Genomic DNA, 17,335 nt, shown 5'->3' with positions numbered 1-17,335 from the left:
AGGCAGCCCGGTGGGTCGGGCACAATACAGGTCGCCAGTCTAACGATCCCGTCCGCCGGTTTGTCCCGCCTGAAACTTCATTTCGCACTTGCACTGTCCGCGCTGACGCACGCCCTGTTCCTGCTGTGGCCCGAACGCACGGCCGAAGCGCCGCGCGCCGCGCCGGCGCCGGCATTGCAGGCCCGGCTGCAGACCGCGCCTGCGGCAGCCGCGCCGCGCGCAGCGGAGCCCGAGCCGGCTGAACCGCTGCTGAAGGACACGCGCAGCGAACAGGCTGAACCGGCACCGCGTCCGCCAGCGGTCGTCCGCGCGCCGCGGAGCACGACAACCACCGCCGAGGCGCGCGAGCAGGCGCAGCAGAAGCTGAACCGTCATGTGTTCTACCCGCCGGAGGCGATCGAGCGGGAACTGGAGGGGGAAGTGACGCTGCGCCTGCTGCTCGATGCGTCGGGCCGGGTCATCGACGCCGCCGTGCTGGCCGGCAGCGGTCACGCACTGCTGGACCGCGCGGCGCTCGACGCCGCACGCCAGATCGGCCGCATCAACGCGGGCGGCACTCGCGAATTGCTGCTGCCGGTCGTGTTCAGGCTCGACTGACGCCGCATCACGTCAACACGGCGAAGCCCCCGCGCCCGCCCAGGACAACAATAGAAGCAACAGCTCTGTGGGAGCTGGCCCTGTGGGAGCTGGCCCTGTGGGAGCTGGCCCTGTGGGAGCGGCGGCCTCGCCGCGATACGCACTCTGCACAACGATGGCCGCGGCACTGATCGCGGCGAGGCACCCGGATTCGTTCGGCCAGACCGACCTATGAAATATCTTCGTCCGGCGGCAGTTCGGGCGACGCATCGGGCACGCGGTACTCCTCGTTCGCCCAGGCGACGAAATCGGAATTCTTGCAGCGCGGGCTGCAGAACGGCCGTGCAGGGTTCGACGGCGCATAGACGGCGGGCTGGCCGCAGCGCGGACAGGTGACGATGCGACCGCCGGTGCCCGGAGTGCTCACAGGTTGCAGAAGGTCAGTTCGAAGCCGACGTCGGTTTCGGTCACGCGCGGGCGGGCGTGACCGCCGGGCGCGACGAAGCGGATGTTGAGCGCGTACTTGTTGGCACTGATTTCAGGTGTGACCGCTTCTTCCATCGACACGCGCAGACGCAGCATCTGGGCCGACTTGCCGCCCATCATCTGCTGGAACGCGCCGCTGCCTGCAACATGACGTTCCGGTCGGCCGCTGGCGCGCAGCAGGCGCAGCACGATGGTCAGGCCGTCGCGGATCGGCAGCATTGGCGTCAGCCAGCCGGCGAGGTCGGACTGGCGCAGCGACGGCGCGCGGTGACACCAGTAGTGATAGGACGGGAGGTCGAACTCGCACAGCCCGCCCGGAATCGCCGCGCGGCTCTTGATGCTCATCAGCCAGTCGTTCTCGCGCAGGTACTGGCCGATCTTGCCGGCCATCGACAGCAGCGCCGCGCTCGCCTGCTCTATCTCGTAGAGCGCGCCGGACAGGGCTTCTTCGGAAATGTCGGGGTTGTTGCGGAAGGACATCAGCGTCTGGCGCTGTCGTTCCAGTTCCTGCACAAGATCGACCTTCAGGTCGGCACGCGACGCGACTTCGAGAATCTCGAACAGGCTGACCAGCGCAACGTGATGTTCATGCGCGCCCTCGGCACGCATGAAATGCTGCGTGCGTTCGAACAGGTCCTCCAGGCGCAGCAGCGTGCGGATGCGCTCGTTCAGAGGATATTCGTATGTAATCACAGGGGCTTGTCCGGGACTTGTTCAAGCAAATTCTCATGATTCTGACGGAAAAGCCCCTGAGTCACAACGCTGACGCGGGTTTTTCACGTTCTGCGAACTTCATGTAGCGCGCATGGAGCACATCGACCTGTGGCACCAGCGCAGCACGCTCGCCTGCGTTGTCGATGACATCGTCGGCCACCGCAAGGCGGGCTTCGCGCGACGCCTGCGCGGCGATGATGCGGTCGATCTCCTGCTCCGGAAGGGCGCTGCGCGCACGCACCCGTTCGCGCTGCAGCCCGACCGGACAATCGACCACCAGCACCCGGTCGCAGCGGTTGTTCCAGTCGCCGGATTCGATCAGCAAGGGCACCGCCAGAACGACGTAGGGTGCGGCGCTGGCGGCGACCTCGTCGCGGGCCCGGGCGCGGATCAGCGGGTGCAGCAGGGCTTCGAGTTGGGCCCGGGCGGCCGGATCGGCGAACGCATGGGAACGCATGCGGGCGCGGTCGAGCGCGCCGTCGGCCGTGATGAAGGCATCGCCGAACGCCTCGCGCAGCGGCTCGATGGCAGCGCCGTGCGGTCCGGTGAGCTGGTGTGCGATGGCGTCGGTGTCGACCAGCGCAGCACCGCGCTGCACGAACAGCTCGGCCACCGCCGACTTGCCGCTGCCGATGCCGCCGGTCAGCCCGACCACGAAGGTCATTGGCAGTCGGTCCGCTGGGCCGTCTCGTCGAGCAGCGGGGATCTGTCGAACAAGGCAGCCAGTTCCGGCCCGGTGCCGCGCACCTCGACCCGGTAGCGTCCGGCGCGGCCTTCGCGCGGCGCGATGCGCGCGCTGCGCACGCCTTGCCCGTTCAGCGTGGCCAGCAATTCCTTCGCAGCCGCCTCGGTCTTGAACAGGCCGAGCGACACCGCCAGCTTCTGCGAATCGGCCGGATCGGCCATGACGATCATTTCACGCACGCCCAGCGCGCGCAGTTCGGCCTGCTTGCGTTCCGCCAACTGGCGCGTCTGCATGTCAGGGATGTGCACCCACCAGGCGGTGGTTTCGGTCTGTTCGGCTTCCGACAGCTGCAGCGCGAGCTGCTGCGTGGCGATGCGCGCGGTCAGCGCATCGACCTGCTCACGCGACAGGCCGTCGAACGCCCGGCAGAGCGCCGGCGCGTCGGCGTCGGCGTTTGCCACCTCCGGTTCGGCGGGGGCTGCGGCGACCGGTGGCTCGCTATCGGACGGCAGGATGCGGATGCTGTCCGGCTTCATCTGGCTGGCCATGCGCAGCGGCTCGCTGCCGTCGCCCTTGCCGGCGATCAGGCCGGACACGAAGGGGTAGAGCGCAACATTGATCAGCAGCAACAGAAAGAACGCGAGGCGCATCGTCAATGTCCGTGGCGCGGCGCAATGCCGTCGAAATGGGGGGTCATTCGGATCCGCATTTCATCACATCCTTGCCGTTGTCGGCTGACGCCAGGCGGGCCAGCCCGTGCAGCACCAGATCCTCCACCCTCCGGTGGGCGCAGCGCAGTCGCGGCGCAATCGCCGCGGCTGCACCGCCGGACAGCAGCACGGTCGCCTGCGCGCCCAGCTGTTCGCGCACGCGCTCGATCAGCGCCGCCTGAGCATCGGTGCACGCGTTGTGGATGGCATCGTCGGTGTTGCGTGGCCAGTCGACGGCGTGACCGTCGGCGTGTGGCAGACCGGCGGTGCGGCGCGCCAGCGATTCGAGCATCAGGCGCAGTCCGGGCAGGATGTAGCCGCCGATGAAGCGGTCGTCGGCGTCGAGTGCGTCGATGGTGGTGGCGGTGCCGGCGGTGGCGACGACGAGTGGCCCGGGCTGCAGCGCGCGTGCGCCGATCAGCGCGGCCCAGCGGTCGGCGCCCAGCTGGGCCGGCTGGTCGTACAGGTTCGCAATGCCGCAGGCTGTCGGCCCGGCGAACACGCGGTGCGCCGCACAGGCTGGCGGCAACGCGCGCCGGATGGCGGCATCGACGACGTCGCCCGCCACGCAGGTGTAGTGCGCGGTCGTGGCCGCCTGCCACGCGCGCGCCAGCACCGCCGCATCGAGCGCGGACACATCGAGCGCCGACACCTCGCCGGGATGACCGCGCTCGCACCAGGCCCACTTGATGCGGCTGTTGCCGGCGTCGATCAGCAGTTGCACGTCAGGATGCCGCACGCAGCGATACGTCACCGGCGAGCACACGCTCGATCCGGCCTTCGCAGTCGAGCCGCAGCGCGCCGTCGGGATCGGCGCCCAGGCACCGCCCGTCGAGCTGCGCGCCATCGCCGGACACGGTGACCGCGCGGCCGGCGTGCAGGTTGTAGTGGTTCCAGCGATCGGCGAAGGGTGCGAAACCGTGCGCCGCGAACTGCGGCAGCATGCGCGCCAGCGCGTCGGCCAGCGCTGCACCGACGTCCAGCCACACTTCGCGGCCGGGCGCATCAGGACAGAGCGCGGCCGGAGCATGGGCGTAGTCGCCTGTCGGCGGCAGCGCGAGATTGAGTCCGACGCCGATGACGGCGGTCGTGTCGCCGGCCGGCGGCGATGACAGTTCGATCAGCACGCCGCCCAGCTTGCGGTCGGCCCGCATCAGGTCGTTCGGCCACTTGAGTGCGATGTCGGTGACGCCGCGCGCGCGCAACGCATCGGCGAGTGCGACGCCGACCGCCAGACTCAGTCCGGACAGCGCGTCGGCACGCAGGGCAAAGGTGTGGCGCAGCGAAAAGGTGAGGCTGTCGCCCGGGCGGGCGGTCCATGCGCGCCCGCGCCGCCCGCGCCCGGCGGTCTGTTCGAGCGCGAACAGCAGGCGCGTGTCGCGTCCGGTCTGTTCGAGCAGCACGCTGTTGGTGCTGGTGCAGGCGGCGCACACCTCGACGATCCAGTTTTCGGGGACGGTGCGGGCGCGCTGGCGCAGCGCGTCTGCAAGAGCGGTGTCCGCAACGGCGGTTTCAGCGTGGGCAGTCATGCGGCGGATTGTAGCCGGGCGGCTGCCTGCAGCCAGCCGCCGTCGTGCAGGTCGGACTACTCGAGGTCTGTCTCGACTTCGCGGCCGCCTTCGATGTTCAGTTCCTGGATCTTGCGCGTGATCGTGTTGCGGCCGATGCCGAGCAACTGCGCGGATTCGATGCGCCGCCCGCCGGTGCTGGCCAGCGCGCGCCGGATCAGCGTGCGTTCGAATTCCTGCACCAGATGATCGAACAGCGCCGGCTGCTTGAGCGCGATCAGGCGATCGACCTCGGACGCCAGCGCAGCGCCCCAGTCACCCGCCGCTTCGCGCGCCGGCTGGCTGCGCAGTTCGGCCGGAAGATCCTTCACATCGACCACCTGCCCGGGCGCCATCACGGTGAGCCAGTGGCAGAGGTTTTCCAGCTGGCGCACATTGCCCGGAAATTCCAGCCCCTGCAAATAGCGGGTCGCCGGCTCGGACAGGCGCTTGGCATCGACGCCCAGCTCCTGCGCGCTCTTCGTCATGAAGTGCTGCGCCAGCAGCACGATGTCCTCGCGCCGCTCGCGCAGCGGCGGGATACGCAGCCGGATCACGTTCAGCCGGTGGAACAGGTCTTCGCGGAACAGCCCCTGCTTCACCCGGTCTTCCAGATTCTGGTGGGTGGCGGCGATCACCCGCACATTCGATTTGATCGGCGAATGGCCGCCGACGCGGTAGAAGTGGCCGTCGGACAGCACGCGCAGCAGGCGCGTCTGCAGCTCGGACGGCATGTCGCCGATTTCGTCGAGGAACAGTGTGCCGCCGTCCGCCTGTTCGAAGCGGCCGCGACGCATCGCGGTGGCGCCGGTGAAGGCGCCGCGTTCGTGGCCGAACAGTTCCGATTCCAGCAGGTCGCGCGGAATGGCCGCCGTATTGATCGCAATGAAAGGCGCGTCGCGGCGCGGGCTGTGGCGGTGCAGCGCACGCGCTACCAGTTCCTTGCCGGTGCCGGATTCGCCGTTGATCAGCACCGTGGCGTGGCTCTGCGCCAGGCGGCCGATGGCGCGGAACACGTCCTGCATCGACGCTGCCTTGCCGAGAATCTCGGGAGCCATGTCGGCTTCGGCCGGTGCACTGGCCTGGTGCATGCTCTCTTCGATGGCCCTGCGCACCAGTTCAATCGCGTGATCGACGTCGAACGGCTTGGGCAAGTATTCGAACGCGCCGCCCTGGAAGGCGGCGACCGCGCTGTCCAGATCCGAATAGGCGGTCATGATGATGACCGGCAGGCTGGGGTGGCGCGCCTTGACCTTTTCCAGCAGCGACAGACCGGATTCGCCCGGCATGCGGATGTCGGACACCAGCACCTGCGGCTGGCCGCCGGCATCGAGCGCGTCGAGCGCCTCTTGTGCGGTGGAAAAAGCGGAATACGGGATCGACTCGCGCGCCAGCGCCTTTTCGAGCACCCAGCGTATCGAGCGGTCATCATCGACTATCCAGACCGGATTCATGGTTTCTCCGAAGTGCCTTGCTTGAAGGGCAGCAGTATTGTGAAAACGGTGTAGCCCGGCCGGCTCTGCACCTCGATGGTGCCGTGGTGCTGATGCACGAAGCTCTGCGCCAGCGTGAGCCCGAGTCCGGTGCCGTCGTCGCGGCCGGACACGAGCGGATAGAAGATGCGATCGAGCAGGTCTTCCGGAATCCCCGGGCCGTTGTCGATCACTTGCAATTCGAGTGCCAGCTTGTGCCGTCGCTTCACCAGCGTCGCCTGCCGGTGGGCACGTGTGCGCAGCCGGATGCTGCCGTGGCCCTTCATCGCCTGCGCGGCGTTGCGCGCGATGTTCAGCACGACCTGGATCAGCTGTTCACGATCGGCGGTGAGGTCGGGCAGGCTGGTGTCGTAGTCGCGCTCGACCTCGACGTCCGGAAACTCCGAGGCGATCAGCAGGCGGACGCGCTCGAGCACTTCATGGATGCTCACCGTAGTCACCTGCATCGCGCGATGCGAATGCAGCAGGCGGTTCATCAGGTCCTGCAGCCGGTCCGATTCGTTGATGATGACCTGCGTGTATTCACGCAGTTCGGGCCGATCGAGTTCGCGTTCCAGCAGTTGGGCGGCGCCACGGATGCCGCCGAGCGGATTCTTGATTTCGTGCGCGAGGTTGCGGATCAGTTCGCGGTTGGCCTGTTGCTGCTGCAGCACCTGTTCTTCGCGTGCGATGCGCAGTTGCTGGTCGATCGGGCGGAACTCGAGCAGGATGCGGGCATTCTCCGTATGCACCGGCGACACCGTGCAGTCGAGCTGAAGCGATCCGCCGATCTGTCTATCCACCGACAGGTTGTGACCGGTATAGCTCCAGTTGTTGGCAAGCGCGTTGTCGAGCGCGGTATCCAGGCCGTGCATCGGGCCGATCAGCCGGTCGCAGTGCTTGCCGTGCAGTTTGGCGAGGCTGGCTGCGAACAGGTTTTCCGCTGCCGGGTTCAGGAAGACGATGTGCCGCTCGGCATCGAGCAGCGCCACCGCGCTCGCGAGCAGTTCCAGCCCGCTGAAGCGTTCGGACCATTCGCGGGAGGGTTGGCGGGACGACCTGCCTGGCTTGGATGCAATCATGACCGCGATCCACGCAAGAAGCGCGCCAGCATTGCCCGCCGGTCCATCGGCAGGCTCGCACATGCCCTGCGGTCAGGGCAGCTTGGACAGCTCCTTGCGCAGCGCATCGACATTGCGTTCATGCAGAGCCACATTGTCCTTGAGCCCCTGTATCCGGTCGAGATACTTCTGGTAATTGCGCTCATTGCCCAGACGGACCGCTTCGCCTTCGGTCAGCGCCTTGCGCGCTTCTTCAAGACTGCCGGTTTCGGTCGCAAGTTCGGCTTCGAGGATGCGCCTGCGCTCGGAATCGCGCGCCTTCTGCTGGTCGTTGCTGACGTTCGGAAAACCAGCCGGATTGGCGGCCGGCTTGGGCGTGGCGGCAGCCGGACCGGGTACCGAACTGACCGGCACGTCGCTGGCGAGCACCTTGCATCCGCTGGCGCGCGACTTTTCGTTCGTGTACGTGGTGTGGCCTTCGGCGTCGACGCACTTGTAGATTTCTGCCGTGGCGGGCGCTGCGACAAGCAGGCTTGCCGCGGCAATCAGGATACGGTTCAGACCTTGTAGCATGTGGATCACCTGGGCGTTTCGGGTCGAAGCAGCACGAGTGTAGGGCGCACACTTGCGCAGTGACAATGAAAAAGGACGGCTAATTGCCGTCCTTTTCCTCAACGCTTCACATGCCGCGCGGGCTGACGCCACGCCGGCATGTGCTGATCGGTGGCGATCAGAGGCTGTAGTACATCTCGAATTCGACCGGGTGGGTCGTCATGCGGGTGCGATTCACTTCGGTCATCTTCAGCTCGATGTAGGCCGCGATGAAGTCTTCCGAGAACACGCCACCCTTGGTCAGGAAGGCATGGTCTGCGGCGAGCGCATCGAGGGCTTCGTCGAGGCTGGCGCACACGGTCGGGATCAGCTTGTCCTCTTCCGGCGGCAGGTCGTACAGGTTCTTGTCGGCCGGCTCGCCCGGGTGGATCTTGTTCTGCACGCCGTCCAGGCCCGCCATCATCAGCGCGGCAAAACACAGGTAGGGATTGGCAAGCGGATCCGGGAAACGCGTTTCGATGCGGCGGGCCTTGTCCGACGCGACGTGTGGAATGCGGATCGAGGCCGAGCGGTTGCGGGCCGAGTAGGCCAGCTTGACCGGTGCTTCGTAATGCGGCACCAGACGCTTGTACGAATTCGTACCCGGGTTGGTGATCGCATTCAGCGCCTTGGCATGCTTGATGATGCCGCCGATGTAGTACAGCGCGAATTCCGACAGGCCGGCGTAGCCGTTGCCGGCGAACAGGTTCTTGCCGTCCTTCCAGATCGACTGGTGCACGTGCATGCCTGAACCGTTGTCGCCGACGATGGGCTTAGGCATGAAGGTCGCTGTCTTGCCGTAGCTGTGGGCGACGTTGTGCACGATGTACTTCAGCGTCTGCGTCCAGTCGGCGCGGCGCACCAGCGTGTTGAACTTGGTGCCGATTTCGTTCTGGCCGGCGGTCGCGACTTCGTGGTGATGCACTTCGACCGGGATGCCGACGGCTTCCAGCGCCAGCACCATGGCGGCACGGATGTCATTGTGCGAATCGACCGGCGGGACCGGGAAGTAGCCGCCCTTGACGCCCGGACGGTGACCGGTGTTGCCGCTTTCGAACTTCTCGCCCGACGACCATGCAGCCTCTTCCGAGAAGATCTGCACGCGGCAGCCCGACATGTCGATGTTCCACTCGACGCTGTCGAAGATGAAAAATTCGGGTTCCGGGCCGAAGTAGGCGGTATCGCCCAGGCCGGACGACTTCAGGAAGGCTTCGGCGCGCTTGGCGATCGAGCGCGGATCGCGGTCGTAACCCTTGCCATCCGACGGCTCGACGACGTCACAGCTGATGACCAGCGTGGTTTCGTCGAAGAATGGGTCGATGAAGGCGGTTTCCGGATCCGGCATCAGCAGCATGTCCGAAGCCTGGATACCCTTCCAGCCGGCAATCGACGAACCATCAAAAGCGTGGCCTTCGGTGAACTTGTCGGCGTCGAAGGCGCTGACCGGCACACCCACGTGCTGTTCCTTGCCACGGGTGTCGGTGAAACGGAAATCAACGAACTTGACCTCCTTCTCCTTGATGATGTCGAGTACCTGCTTCGCGGTCGTCATGATTTCTCCTACGATGGATGTATGGATGTTGCTCGGTCGGCTTGAACGGGGTGATTCCTGTTTTTTGGGCGAGTCTGAGGCACGTCTCAACAGTTCAGTTGCGGCGGCTGTCGCAGCGCTGAATAAAGCAGATCGCGTGCCACGCACCGGATTTCGCCCCGGGATTGTGCCACAGGCCGCGTTGACGTCGGCGGCGCGGGCAGCAGGCCCGAAAACTGCACCGATTTGATGCGCGCCTGTTTTTGTAAGCACTGATTTGGTGCGTGCGGGCGTCGACTGCAGCGGACGATATACTTCGACCACTTTTATTCGCCTGAACATCAGCCATGGCTACACTCGGACAGATACTCGGTCTCGCACGGGAACGTGCGCAACAGCTCCAGCTGCCTTACGCCGGTGCCGTGACGCCGGTCGAAGCGCACGAATTGCTCAGGCTCGCGCCGGGCGCGCGCATCGTCGATGTGCGCACATCGGCAGAGTGGCAGTGGGTCGGCGAGGTACCGGATTCTGTGCAGATCGAATGGAACCAGTCATCCGGCCAGCGCAACCCGGATTTCATCACACAGCTCAAGCACCAGGTCGATCCCGAAGCGCTGGTGATGTTCCTGTGCCGCAGCGGCGGACGCTCGCACGGCGCCGCGGCGGCCGCAGCGGAAGCGGGCTACAGCAACGCCTACAACATCCTCGAAGGGTTCGAGGGAGACATGGACGCCAACGGCCATCGCAACACCGTGGGTGGCTGGCGCAGGGCCGGCCTGCCGTGGAGCCAGACCTGAAGGACACCCGATGCAAGTTGCCAACATCACGTTTGACCGATTCAACGCGCTGGCCGACGATCAGGCGCAGTCGCGCATCCTTGCGGCGCGCGAAAAGCTCGGCCCGCGCGCGGTCATCCTCGGTCACCACTATCAGCGGGCAGATGTCTATCGCCACGCCGACCTGACCGGCGATTCGCTGAAGCTGGCACGGCTGGCCAGTCAGACCGATGCGGAATTCATCGTGTTCTGCGGCGTGCATTTCATGGCCGAAGTGGCCGACATCATGTCGCGCCCGGAGCAGATCGCCATCCTGCCCGACCTGGCGGCCGGCTGTTCGATGGCCGACATGGCCAGCCTGGCCAAAGTGGAACGCTGCTGGCGCGAACTGCGCGACATGACCGGCGACCCGGACGCGCTGATCACGCCCGTAACCTATATCAACTCGGCAGCCGACCTGAAGGCCTTCTGCGGCGAACACGGCGGCATCGTGTGCACCTCGTCGAACGCGGCCAGCATTCTCGAGTGGTCGCTGGCGCGACGCGAAAAGGTGCTGTTCTTCCCCGACCAGCACCTCGGACGCTGGACCGGCTACAAGATGGGCATCCCGCTGGATGACATGGTGGTGTGGGACCCGGACCTGGAAAACGGCGGCCTGACCCGCGAGCAGGTGGCGAAGGCGAAGATCCTGCTGTGGAAGGGCCACTGTTCGGTGCACCAGATGTTCCAGCCGGCGCACATCCTGCGCTGGCGCAACCAGCATCCGGATGGCCTCGTCATTTCGCATCCGGAAAGCGCACTTGAAGTGTGTCGCCAGTCGGATTACGTCGGTTCGACCGAATACATCCTCAAAACGGTGAAAGCAGGCGCGCCCGGCACGAAGTGGCTGGTCGGCACCGAACTGAACCTGGTGAATCGCCTCGCCGAAGAGGTGAAGCACGAGGGCAAGACCGTGCAGTTCATGGCGCCCACCGTGTGCATGTGCTCGACCATGCAGCGCATCGACCCGCAGCATCTTGCCTGGTGCCTGGAAAACCTCGCCGAAGGCCAGGTGGTGAACCGGATCAGCGTGCCGGAACACGAAGCAGTGCCGGCCAAACTCGCGCTCGACCGCATGCTGGCCGCCTCGCCTTGAGGGCGGCTTCCCCATGGACTGGATGCAGCGCTGGGAACTGGCCAGTTACGTCGTGACCGCGCTGGGCCTGCCGCTCGCCGTCGTCACCTTCATCTATCAGCAGCGGCGCGAGCGCGACAACGAAGACGAAGAGGCGTACCAGATGCTGTCGGACGCCTACATCGATTTCCTGAAGATCGTGCTGGCCAATCCGGACCTGCCGCTGCGCGAAACAGCAGCACCGCAGCACCTCAGCGAAGAGCAGGAACGGCGCATGCACATCATCTACCAGATGCTCATTTCGCTGTTCGAGCGCGCCTATCTGGTCGCCTGGACCGATGAAGCCGAAGGGCTGGCCGCGCGCCGCTGGGCGTCTTGGGACGACTACATGCGCGAGTGGCTGGCCTGCGACGCCTTCCGCAACCAGCTCATGACCCTGCTGCGCGGCGAAGACCCGGCGTTTGCGCGCCACATGATGAAGCTCGCCGAAGCCGGGCGCGGCCACCCGCTCGATCCATGACGACAGACCTGCGCATCTGCACCTGGAACATCCACAAGGGCTTCTCGCAGTTCAACCGCCGCATGGTGATCCACGAACTGCGCGACCGCCTGCGCTACCTGTCATCGGATCTGGTGTTCCTGCAGGAAGTGCAGGGTCAGCACCACGGACACGCGCTGCGCCACGCCGACTGGCCGATCGAGCCGCAGTACGAGTTCCTGGCCGATGAAATGTGGCCGGCGACGGCCTACGGCCGCAATGCGGTGTACGACCACGGCCATCATGGCAACGCCATCCTGTCGCGCCACCCGATCTCGCAGACCGACAACCACGACATGTCGGCACACCGCTTCGAACAGCGCGGCCTGTTGCATTGCGTGATCGAGCCGGCGCCCGGCCGGCGCGTGCATGCGCTGTGCGTGCATCTGGGCCTGACCGCACGCGGCCGGGCGCAGCAGTACGCCATGCTGGCCGAGCACGTTACTTCGACCATACCTGCCGCCGAAGCCTTGATCGTGGCTGGCGACTTCAATGACTGGCACAACCGCGCCGAAGGCCAGTGGGCCGACGCACTCGGCCTGCAGGAGGCGCACAGCCTGTTTCACGGCCGCCCGGCGCGCAGCTTTCCGGCAGCGTTTCCGCTGCTGCGACTGGACCGCATCTATGTGCGCGGCCTCGACGTGGGGGAAGTAAAGCTGCATGCCGGCCGACCCTGGTCGCGCATTTCCGATCATGCGGCGCTGACCGCCCGACTGTCGCTGACTGTCGCGTGACGACGCCGTGAGACCACAGTGAGCCTGGAATGAGTCGATTCCTGCCCGGCAACGACATCCGCCTGCTGGTGTGCGGCGAACAGTACTTTCCTGCGCTGGAAGCGGCGATCGACGGGGCGCGCCAGGAAATTTTTCTGGAAACCTACATCTTTGCAAATGACGGCATCGGCGAGCGCATCGCCGCCGCCCTGGCGAGAGCGGCGCAACGCGGTGTGCGTGTGCGCATTCTGGTCGATGGCTTCGGTGCACGCGAATTCGAAAGCACGCACCGGGTGGCGCTGGAGTCCGCCGGCGCGCATACGCTGATCTTCCGCCCCGACATCAGCTGGGTCACGCTGCGGCGCAACCGACTACGCCGCATGCACCGCAAGCTGGCCGTCATCGATGCCGGCACCGGATTTGCCGGTGGCATCAACATCATCGATGACATGCATACGCCCGGTCACACGCCGCCGCGCTTCGACTTCGCGGTGCAGGTGCGCGGCCCACTGGTGGCCCGCATGCATGCCGAATGCCAGAAGCTGTGGGAACGCGTGGCCTGGGCGACGCTGCAGTTCAGGCCACGGCTTCCGCGCCTGCGCGAATATGCCAACCGGCAAGCCGGACAGATCCGCGCCACGCTGCTGGTGCGCGACAACCTGCGTCACCGGCGAGACATCGAGGACGCCTATCTCGAGGCAATCAACGGGGCGCGCAGCGACATCATCATCGCCAACGCCTATTTCCTGCCGGGCCGGCGCTTTCGCCAGGCGCTCGTGCGTGCTGCGGAACGCGGCGTGACGGTGACGCTCATCCTGCAGGGGCGGGTCGAATACCTGCTGATGCACTACGCCTCGCAGGCGCTGTACGGCGCGCTGCTGTCGAAGGGCGTGCGCATCGTCGAGTACCGCCGAAGTTTCATGCACGCCAAGGCGGCCGTCGTAGATGACGAATGGGCCACGGTCGGCTCCAGCAACATCGATCCGTTCAGCCTCATGCTGGCACGCGAAGCCAATGTGGTGGTGAGCGACGCCGGTTTCACCCGGGAACTGCGGCAGAAGTTGCTGCAGGCGGCCAGCCATGGCGGCCGCGAGCTGCGGCATCGGCAGTGGAAGAACCGACCGATCCACGAACGCGTGCTGCGCTGGATGGCCTACGGCTTGGTGCGCGTGATGATCGGTCTGGCTGGTGACCTGTTGGCACGGCGCCGGGCAGGACGCGACACACGGCAAAACCTCTGAGCACCGGGCACGACGGCAGCGACACTTGCGCATCGGGATCGACTGTAAGGACGGTAGCCGTTTGGATGCTGCCCTGCGGCGGGACCTTCGCCCGGGCGTGACGCACAATATTGGATTCGACTGCCGCAACGGATGATCATGAATACACCCGACCACACCCTGCCCCACTGGATTGACGGCCGGCGTACGACGCTGGACAGCACCCGCCATACCGACGTGTTCGATCCGGCCCACGGCCGGGTTGCGCGGCGCGTGCTGCTGGCCTCCGCAGGCGACGTGTCGGCAGCGGTGGCCAGCGCTTCCGCCGCACAACCCGCATGGGGCGCGCTGCCGCCGCTGCGCCGTGCGCGCGTGCTGTTCCGCATGCAGGAGCTGGTCGGGCGCTACAGCACCGACCTTGCGCGCCTGATCACGCGCGAGCATGGCAAGACGCTGCCTGACGCACAGGGCGAGGTGCAGCGCGGGCTGGAGGTGATCGAATTCGCATGCGGCATTCCGCAACTGCTGAAGGGCCAGCATTCGGACAACGTCGGCGGCGGCATCGCCAACTGGAGCCAGCGCATGCCGCTGGGTGTCACGGCAGGTATCACGCCGTTCAACTTCCCGTTCATGGTGCCGATGTGGATGGCCCCGGTCGCCATCGCCTGCGGCAACAGCTTCATCCTGAAGCCGTCGGAACGCGATCCGTCACCGTCGCTGCTGACCGCCGAACTGTTCCGCGACGCGGGGCTGCCGGATGGCGTGTTCAACGTCGTTCAGGGTGACCGCGAGGCGGTCGACGCGCTGCTGGTGCATCCGGACGTGCGTGCCGTGAGCTTCGTCGGCTCGACGCCGATCGCGCGCCACATCTACGAAACCGCGGCACGTCACGGCAAGCGTGCACAGGCACTGGGTGGCGCGAAGAATCACATGGTGGTGATGCCGGACGCCGACATCGCCCAGGCGGCCGACGCGCTGATCGGCGCCGCCTACGGCTCGGCCGGCGAACGCTGCATGGCGATTTCGGTGGCCGTCGCGGTCGGCGACATCGCCGATGCGCTCGTCGAGGCGATCAAGGTGCGCGCGCAGACACTCAATATCGGCGACGGCGAAAGCGCGGGCGCCGACATGGGGCCGGTGGTCACCGCCGCGCACCGCGAACGCATCGTGTCGCTGATCGACAGCGGCATCGCGGAAGGTGCGACGCTGATGCTCGACGGGCGGCGACACACGGTGGCCGGACGGGAGAACGGCTACTTCCTGGGTGCGACGCTGTTCGACCATGTAACGCCCGGCATGCGCATCTGGCAGGAAGAAATCTTCGGCCCGGTGCTGTGCGTGGTGCGAGCGGCGAATTTCGCTGATGCCGTCGCGCTGGTGAATCGCCACGAATACGGCAACGGGGTATCGCTCTACACGCGGGACGGTCGCACCGCGCAGGAATTCGCGCAGCGCATCGAAGCCGGCATGGTGGGTATCAACGTGCCGATTCCGGTGCCGATGGCGTGGCACTCGTTCGGCGGCTGGAAACAGAGCCTGTTCGGCGATCTGCACGCCTATGGCGAAGAGGGCGTGCGCTTCTACACGCGCTACAAGAGCATCATGCAGCGCTGGCCTGACAGCAGCTCGAAAGGACCGGAATTCGGCATGCCGGTCAATCAGTAGGCCGAGCAGCCGCGTTCACTCGATGGTGAGCTGCGGCAGCCAGTGCGAGCGCTCGTCGGCGAGGGTCAGATCCTCGTCGCGCAGCGGCCGCTTGCGGCGTTCGAGCGGCACGCTGGTCGGTGCGATGAACGGATCCATGTCGACATCATGCTGCCGCCCGTCGATGCGCTCGCCATCGATCTTCATGCGGTAGTAGGCACCGTTGAATGGATTGACGTGCAGCGCGGCAGGCAGCGTATGCATGAACATCAGCGCGTATTCGAGCGGCGTCAGATCGGCCGGGCTGACCAGCGGTGCCTCGTTCTCGACCGGGAAATTGCACAGGCGCTGCTTCGGGCCGGTCAGGCAGCGGAACGGCCGCATCGCCAGAAAATACTCGCCCAGCTTTTCGTCCAGCACGATGCTGAAGCGTGACTTGCCGTCTGCTTCAGGCGTGAAGGTGATCTGACCGATCACAATCCGCTCGCCCTGCGCATTGCCGAGCGTGATCGTGCGCGTACCTGTCAGCACGTCGGCGTGCGCCGCCGTGCTGACTAGCAGGCTGAACCAGACTGCATTCATTGCTGCATTCATCCATCGCTTCATGCTGCGCTCCCCGATGTCCGTTGTTGTGCGGTCACCATGAAAACCATGGAACCCGAGCGATCTGACCGGTCGAAGCCTGCATACCTTACGCCGCAACCGAAAGCGATACTGCCATGAACCGTCGTCGTTTCACGTTCGCTGCCGGTGCGGCGCTGCTGGCCCCGGGACGGGCACATCCGGACGCACTGGCCCCTGCTTTGCTCGCGCTGCAAACCGGAGGCTGCGCCCTGCTGATGCGCCACGCGGCCACCGAGCCGGGCATCGGCGATCCGCCCGGCTACCGGCTAGACGCCTGCAGTTCGCAGCGCAACCTGTCACCGGCCGGACGCGAACAGGCGCGACGCGCGGGCGTATGGCTCGCACAGCGGGGCGTCGCATTCGATTCGGTGTTCAGCAGCCGCTGGTGCCGCTGCGTCGATACGGCATCGCTGATGTTTCCGGGGCAACCGGTCGAGGTGCTGGAGGCGCTGAATTCGTTCTTCGACGACGGCAGCCCGCGCGAACGCCAGACCGCTGCGCTGCGCAGCTGGCTCGGAACACTGGAAGGATCGCGTCGGGTGGCGCTGGTGACGCACCAGGTCAACATCCTGGCATTGACCGGTGACAACCTCGCCATGGGCGGGGCGGTGGTGGTGCAACCCGACCGGCGCGGCGGCGTGCGCAGCGTCGGCCGGATCGACCCGGGCGGCTGAGCGCCTGCCTACTTCACTGCCGCAAAGTGCTCGTCGTAGCGGAACACATAGTCCTTGGCCTTCAACGGCGTGTGACAGGTGCGACAGGTGTCGTACTTTGCTTCGCCGTTCAGTTCGCCGGTGCCCTTGAACGCGCTGTAGATCCAGTCGCCATTCTTCTGCGCTGCGGGTACGTCGGCGCCCCAGCCCGGGTTCTTGCCCATGACGAACACCGCGGCCAGCTTGTCCTTCACCAGCTTGCCATCCGCACCCTTGACCGGCTTGCCGGCGCCATCGAGCTTGACCGACCAGTTCTCCATGACGAAGGTCGATCCCTGCGGAAAAGCCTCGCCCGGCGCGGCCTTCTTCGCCTGCGCATTCATGTAGATGTCGCGGATCTGTTTCGCGTCATCGCGCTGCACCGCGCCGAGGAAGGTCGGCCAAGTCCGGTAGTCGGCCGGCAGCGGCAACTGACCGTCGTTCAACGCCGCCACCGGCGGCGGTGCGCTCATCTGACTGCAGCCGGCGATGATCAGTCCGGCGACAACGGCGCCAAGTATCTTCTTTTGCATGGATGGACTCCTGATTGGCTGTGGACACAACATCTGCGCGAGGCCCGGTCAGGCGCCCCACATGCGTCTACTACCCGCGCATCCATGATCCGGATGCAGCCGGCGCCG

At 66.1% G+C, this 17,335-nt stretch carries 20 protein-coding genes; 8 read left to right on the top strand and 12 right to left on the bottom strand.

All coding sequences use genetic code 11. The features are described from left to right. Nucleotides 1-60: 60 nt before the first annotated feature. A complete protein-coding gene (locus NMQ14_RS01860) occupies nucleotides 61-597 on the top strand; it encodes an energy transducer TonB (RefSeq protein WP_257092952.1) in 537 nt (178 codons plus the stop codon). 208 nt (nucleotides 598-805) lie between these two features. Here the strand turns inward: NMQ14_RS01860 and NMQ14_RS01855 are convergent, their stop codons facing one another. The 10 genes from NMQ14_RS01855 to glnA all read right to left on the bottom strand — a co-directional run bounded on the left by NMQ14_RS01855 (nucleotide 806) and on the right by glnA (nucleotide 9,394). After that, entirely contained in the window at nucleotides 806-976 is a 171-nt protein-coding gene (locus NMQ14_RS01855; protein ID WP_069040461.1) for a DNA gyrase inhibitor YacG, read from the bottom strand. A 23-nt stretch (nucleotides 977-999) separates the two neighbouring features. Then, a complete protein-coding gene (zapD, locus tag NMQ14_RS01850) occupies nucleotides 1,000-1,755 on the bottom strand; it encodes a cell division protein ZapD (protein WP_257092950.1) in 756 nt (251 codons plus the stop codon). A 61-nt stretch (nucleotides 1,756-1,816) separates the two neighbouring features. Continuing rightward, complete coding sequence (coaE, locus tag NMQ14_RS01845; RefSeq protein WP_257092948.1) at nucleotides 1,817-2,440, bottom strand: dephospho-CoA kinase; 624 nt, start codon at nucleotides 2,438-2,440, stop codon at nucleotides 1,817-1,819. After that, complete coding sequence (locus tag NMQ14_RS01840) at nucleotides 2,437-3,111, bottom strand: SPOR domain-containing protein (RefSeq protein WP_257092946.1); 675 nt, start codon at nucleotides 3,109-3,111, stop codon at nucleotides 2,437-2,439. Before NMQ14_RS01840 ends, coaE begins: the two co-directional genes overlap by 4 nt. 43 nt (nucleotides 3,112-3,154) lie before the next feature. Then, entirely contained in the window at nucleotides 3,155-3,895 is a 741-nt protein-coding gene (locus NMQ14_RS01835) for a type III pantothenate kinase (RefSeq protein WP_257092944.1), read from the bottom strand. A gap of 1 nt (nucleotide 3,896) precedes the next feature. After that, nucleotides 3,897-4,700, bottom strand: a complete 804-nt coding sequence (locus tag NMQ14_RS01830) for a biotin--[acetyl-CoA-carboxylase] ligase (protein ID WP_257092942.1) — start codon at nucleotides 4,698-4,700, stop codon at nucleotides 3,897-3,899. Nucleotides 4,701-4,756: 56 nt separating this feature from the next. After that, nucleotides 4,757-6,172 (bottom strand): nitrogen regulation protein NR(I), encoded by a 1,416-nt coding sequence (gene ntrC, locus NMQ14_RS01825; RefSeq protein WP_069038158.1) that lies wholly within the window; start codon nucleotides 6,170-6,172, stop codon nucleotides 4,757-4,759. After that, complete coding sequence (gene glnL, locus NMQ14_RS01820; RefSeq protein ID WP_257092936.1) at nucleotides 6,169-7,272, bottom strand: nitrogen regulation protein NR(II); 1,104 nt, start codon at nucleotides 7,270-7,272, stop codon at nucleotides 6,169-6,171. The genes ntrC and glnL overlap by 4 nt, the downstream gene beginning before the upstream one ends. Before the next feature lie 72 nt (nucleotides 7,273-7,344). Next, nucleotides 7,345-7,824, bottom strand: coding sequence for a DUF4124 domain-containing protein (locus NMQ14_RS01815; protein WP_257092934.1), 480 nt, complete (start codon nucleotides 7,822-7,824; stop codon nucleotides 7,345-7,347). A 157-nt stretch (nucleotides 7,825-7,981) separates the two neighbouring features. Continuing rightward, complete coding sequence (glnA, locus tag NMQ14_RS01810) at nucleotides 7,982-9,394, bottom strand: type I glutamate--ammonia ligase (protein ID WP_257092932.1); 1,413 nt, start codon at nucleotides 9,392-9,394, stop codon at nucleotides 7,982-7,984. 326 nt (nucleotides 9,395-9,720) lie between these two features. On the opposite strand from glnA, the gene NMQ14_RS01805 reads away from it, so the two are divergent. The 6 genes from NMQ14_RS01805 to NMQ14_RS01780 all read left to right on the top strand — a co-directional run bounded on the left by NMQ14_RS01805 (nucleotide 9,721) and on the right by NMQ14_RS01780 (nucleotide 15,399). Continuing rightward, nucleotides 9,721-10,170 carry a rhodanese-like domain-containing protein gene (locus NMQ14_RS01805; RefSeq protein ID WP_257092930.1) on the top strand — a complete coding sequence of 150 codons (450 nt, stop codon included), beginning with the start codon at nucleotides 9,721-9,723 and terminating at the stop codon, nucleotides 10,168-10,170. A 10-nt stretch (nucleotides 10,171-10,180) separates the two neighbouring features. Further along, nucleotides 10,181-11,284 (top strand): quinolinate synthase NadA, encoded by a 1,104-nt coding sequence (gene nadA, locus NMQ14_RS01800; protein ID WP_257092928.1) that lies wholly within the window; start codon nucleotides 10,181-10,183, stop codon nucleotides 11,282-11,284. Nucleotides 11,285-11,297: 13 nt separating this feature from the next. Then, a complete protein-coding gene (locus NMQ14_RS01795; protein WP_257092926.1) occupies nucleotides 11,298-11,783 on the top strand; it encodes a hypothetical protein in 486 nt (161 codons plus the stop codon). Then, nucleotides 11,780-12,535 (top strand): endonuclease/exonuclease/phosphatase family protein, encoded by a 756-nt coding sequence (locus NMQ14_RS01790; protein ID WP_257092924.1) that lies wholly within the window; start codon nucleotides 11,780-11,782, stop codon nucleotides 12,533-12,535. Before NMQ14_RS01795 ends, NMQ14_RS01790 begins: the two co-directional genes overlap by 4 nt. Nucleotides 12,536-12,564: 29 nt before the next feature. After that, nucleotides 12,565-13,755 (top strand): cardiolipin synthase ClsB, encoded by a 1,191-nt coding sequence (gene clsB / locus NMQ14_RS01785; RefSeq protein ID WP_257092922.1) that lies wholly within the window; start codon nucleotides 12,565-12,567, stop codon nucleotides 13,753-13,755. Between the two features lie 138 nt (nucleotides 13,756-13,893). Next, a complete protein-coding gene (locus tag NMQ14_RS01780) occupies nucleotides 13,894-15,399 on the top strand; it encodes a CoA-acylating methylmalonate-semialdehyde dehydrogenase (RefSeq protein ID WP_257092920.1) in 1,506 nt (501 codons plus the stop codon). Between the two features lie 15 nt (nucleotides 15,400-15,414). Here NMQ14_RS01780 and NMQ14_RS01775 read toward each other — a convergent pair whose 3' ends face one another. After that, the gene (locus NMQ14_RS01775; protein ID WP_257092918.1) at nucleotides 15,415-15,960 is read right to left on the bottom strand and encodes a hypothetical protein; all 546 of its coding nucleotides are present in this window, start codon (nucleotides 15,958-15,960) and stop codon (nucleotides 15,415-15,417) included. Between the two features lie 137 nt (nucleotides 15,961-16,097). Between NMQ14_RS01775 and NMQ14_RS01770 the strand changes: the two genes are divergently transcribed. After that, nucleotides 16,098-16,676 (top strand): histidine phosphatase family protein, encoded by a 579-nt coding sequence (locus NMQ14_RS01770; protein WP_257092916.1) that lies wholly within the window; start codon nucleotides 16,098-16,100, stop codon nucleotides 16,674-16,676. A gap of 8 nt (nucleotides 16,677-16,684) precedes the next feature. Here NMQ14_RS01770 and NMQ14_RS01765 read toward each other — a convergent pair whose 3' ends face one another. Beyond that, a complete protein-coding gene (locus tag NMQ14_RS01765) occupies nucleotides 16,685-17,227 on the bottom strand; it encodes a cytochrome P460 family protein (RefSeq protein WP_257092914.1) in 543 nt (180 codons plus the stop codon). Nucleotides 17,228-17,335: the final 108 nt, after the last annotated feature.

It is taken from the genome of Methyloversatilis sp. XJ19-13 (genome assembly GCF_024580155.1).
In the GTDB taxonomy this organism is placed as follows: domain Bacteria; phylum Pseudomonadota; class Gammaproteobacteria; order Burkholderiales; family Rhodocyclaceae; genus Methyloversatilis.
The sequence above is the reverse complement of the archived record's forward strand: the minus strand, read 5'-3'. Positions and strand labels throughout refer to the sequence as shown.